Genomic DNA, 500 nt, shown 5'->3' with positions numbered 1-500 from the left:
TTCAAATCCTACTCCCGCAACCAAACTTCTAAGTCAGATATCAAGCACTTAGCCTCGCATAACGCGGGGCTTTTTGCATTGCGCCATACCCGCTGGAAGCACTGTGGAAGCAGATGGATGTGGAAAAGCTCTGTGGCAGTACCGCAACATTTATAGCCTTTCTAAGTCCGCACACACCAATGGCAACCCACGTAGACACGCTGTTGCTGATTGTTTGATTGAAATCGGCTGTAATGGGATTTTGTGCTTGTTTTTCGTTCAACTAGCTTGACGAAGGTGTGAGCACAGACGAACTTGCATTCATTGAATTCGACACTCGGAGCGACGGGCCAAAATGCTAACCATTGAAAACGAAGCAAGTTTCAAGGCAGCTCTTAAAAGAGATATCAACTTCTTCGTTGGGGCCGGATTCTCGATATTGGCAGTGACCTGCCCCCCGAAACTTCCCTCGCTCTGATGTAGAGTTTGCTCAACTTTTCGAAGGAGCAAACGAATGCGAA

General features: G+C 47.4%; 1 protein-coding gene. It reads right to left on the bottom strand.

Annotated features, from left to right (window positions below; all coding sequences use genetic code 11):
- Window positions 1–300: 300 nt before the first annotated feature.
- Window positions 301–500 (bottom strand): hypothetical protein (locus tag Q0816_RS25930; protein WP_298856214.1); only part of this gene is annotated, 200 nt, incomplete at its 5' end.

Origin of the sequence: uncultured Ruegeria sp. (assembly GCF_947497005.1) — a bacterium.
In the GTDB taxonomy this organism is placed as follows: Bacteria; Pseudomonadota; Alphaproteobacteria; order Rhodobacterales; family Rhodobacteraceae; genus Ruegeria.
The sequence above is the reverse complement of the archived record's forward strand: the minus strand, read 5'-3'. Positions and strand labels throughout refer to the sequence as shown.